The sequence below is a fragment of the Serratia sp. (in: enterobacteria) genome (genome assembly GCF_046715635.1).
Classification (GTDB): domain Bacteria; phylum Pseudomonadota; class Gammaproteobacteria; order Enterobacterales; family Enterobacteriaceae; genus Chania.
Genome location: NZ_JBKJYW010000518.1, coordinates 1 through 2,682, shown reverse-complemented (window position 1 = coordinate 2,682; position 2,682 = coordinate 1). Strand labels below are relative to the sequence as shown.

Annotated in this window: 2 protein-coding genes; one reads left to right on the top strand and one right to left on the bottom strand. The window is 55.3% G+C overall.

The window, feature by feature from the left end; translation table 11 throughout:
- Window positions 1–21 precede the first annotated feature (21 nt).
- Window positions 22–1,824: a fumarate reductase (quinol) flavoprotein subunit gene (gene frdA / locus ACLQ7H_RS26835; protein ID WP_411755298.1), complete on the bottom strand. Its 1,803-nt coding sequence runs from the start codon at window positions 1,822–1,824 to the stop codon at window positions 22–24.
- A gap of 403 nt (window positions 1,825–2,227) precedes the next feature.
- On the opposite strand from frdA, the gene epmA reads away from it, so the two are divergent.
- On the top strand, window positions 2,228–2,682 hold a 455-nt coding region (epmA, locus tag ACLQ7H_RS26830; protein ID WP_411755297.1), incomplete at its 3' end, for an elongation factor P--(R)-beta-lysine ligase.

Genomic DNA, 2,682 nt, shown 5'->3' with positions numbered 1-2,682 from the left:
TCGATTTTCAGGGTTTTCAGCTCAGCCATTCGCCTGCTCCTTATCCTTTCTCTCTTTGTCTTGCGCTTCGGCTGCTGCGCCATAAACACGCTTGGCCGGTGGCAGTTTGGTAATTTTCACGTCGCTGTACTCCAGGCGTGGTGTACCGTTCGGGTTATGGAACGCCAGCGTATGTTTCAGGAAGTTCACGTCGTCACGCTCGGTACAACCTTCGTCGAGACGCTGGTGTGCGCCGCGCGATTCTTTACGGTTGAAGGCCGAGTGCGCCATACATTCGGCAACGTCCAGGCCATAGCCCAGCTCGATGGTGTACAGCAGATCGGTGTTGAACACGCTGGAGTTGTCGGTGATTTTGACGCGCTTGAAGCGTTCTTTCAGCTCCGCCAGCTTATCGATGGTTTTTTGCATCAGCTCCGGTGTACGGTAGATACCACAGCCTTCTTCCATCGACAGACCCATTTCATCGCGGATCTTCGACCAGTTCTCGCTGCCTTCTTGTTTCATCAGGTTGCTGAGGCGGGTTTCCACGTCACGGCCTTGCGCTTCGAGCGCGCTGCCGTTAGCCGGGCCGCTTTCGAGTGCGCTGCGGGCGGCGTGCTCACCTGCCACACGCCCAAACACTACCAGTTCAGCCAGTGAGTTGGAGCCCAGGCGGTTCGCACCGTGTAGGCCAACAGAGGAACATTCGCCGACGGCGAACAGGCCTTTGATGCGGGTTTCACAGTTCTGATCGGTTTCGATACCGCCCATGGTGTAGTGCGCGGTTGGGCGTACCGGGATCGGATCCTTGACCGGATCGACACCCACGTAGGCTTTCGACAGTTCACAGATGAACGGCAGACGCTCCAGCAGCTTCTTCTCGCCCAGGTGGCGCAGATCCAGATAGACCACGTCGCCGCGCGGGGTGGCGATGGTGCGGCCAGCACGCCATTCATGCCAGAAAGCCTGCGATACTTTGTCACGCGGGCCCAGCTCCATATATTTGTTTCTTGGCTCGCCCAGCGGGGTTTCCGGGCCCATACCGTAGTCTTGCAGGTAGCGGTAGCCGTCTTTGTTAACCAGAATACCGCCTTCACCGCGGCAGCCTTCGGTCATCAGGATGCCTGAACCTGGCAGGCCGGTTGGGTGATATTGCACAAACTCCATATCGCGCAGTGGCACGCCGTGGTGGAACGCCATCCCCATACCGTCGCCGGTGACGATGCCGCCGTTGGTGTTATAACGATAAACACGGCCCGCACCGCCGGTGGCCATAATGACCGCGTTGGCACGGATCTGCACCCGGGTGCCTTCCATCATGTTCATGGCAACCACGCCGCGCGCCTGGCCATCATCCACCAGCACGTCCAGCACGAAGTGCTCATCGAAGCGTTGGATTTGCGGATACTTCAGCGAGGTCTGGAACAGGGTATGCAGCATGTGGAAGCCGGTTTTATCGGCAGCAAACCAGGTACGTTCAATCTTCATGCCGCCAAAACGGCGCACGTTGACCGAACCGTCTGGCTTACGGCTCCACGGGCAGCCCCATTGCTCCAACTGGGCCATTTCTCGTGGGCAGCTGTGAACAAAGTGATCGACCACGTCCTGCTCACACAACCAGTCGCCACCGGCAACGGTGTCCTGGAAGTGATAGTCGTAGCTGTCGTGATCCTGAGTGACTGCGGCGGAGCCCCCTTCGGCGGCTACCGTGTGGCTGCGCATGGGATAAACTTTAGATATCAGCGCGATTTTCAGTTGGGGATTGGCTTCCGCGGCGGCTATAGCGGCCCGTAAACCAGCTCCCCCGGCACCAATGATGGCTAGGTCGGCGTTAAAGGTTTGCACTGCACTCCTCCAATGTTCTTGTTAAAACGACAATTTAATTAATCTATGCTTAATATTTATAAAGGTGCTTCGGGTGCTAAGCTAAATTCAGTGACTTTTTAAACTAAACACTAAGGATAGATAACTGCTACCGAATATAGGGTTATCACTATACCTAAAGTTAAGTAGTAGAAATTTGATGTGATCGATTGTTTTGCCTTTTAACCGTTACGCAAGAGGCATTCCTGCAAAAATAAGGTGTTGCCTCGGCTTTGTCTTTGATTAGTACGATTGTCGGTGGTTTATATGGCTTATATGTTTTTTATGATTTTAATGTAGACCAGCGCACACAATAGCCAAGAATTTGTTTGCATGAGAGGATGCGAGTAGACTGCACCCCCTGTTTGATTTCGGAGTAATTACCATGAGCGAAACGGCAAGCTGGCAGCCAAGTGCACCTATCGCCAATTTGTTGAAGCGCGCAGCGATACTGGCTGAGATCCGGCGTTTCTTTGCCGATCGTGGCGTATTGGAGGTTGAGACCCCGGCGATGAGCCAGGCGACAGTCACCGACATCCACCTGGTCCCGTTCCAGACGCGTTTCGTCGGCCCGGGCGCGGCAGATGGCCTGACGCTGTACATGATGACCAGCCCGGAATACCACATGAAGCGCCTGCTGGCGGCAGGTAGCGGCCCGATCTATCAGCTGGGGCGCAGCTTCCGTAATGAAGAAGCGGGGCGGCATCACAACCCTGAATTCACCATGCTGGAATGGTATCGCCCGCACTATGATATGTATCGCCTGATGAACGAGGTGGACGATCTGCTGCAACAGGTACTGGATTGCGACAGTGCCGAAACCCTGTCCTATCAGCAGGC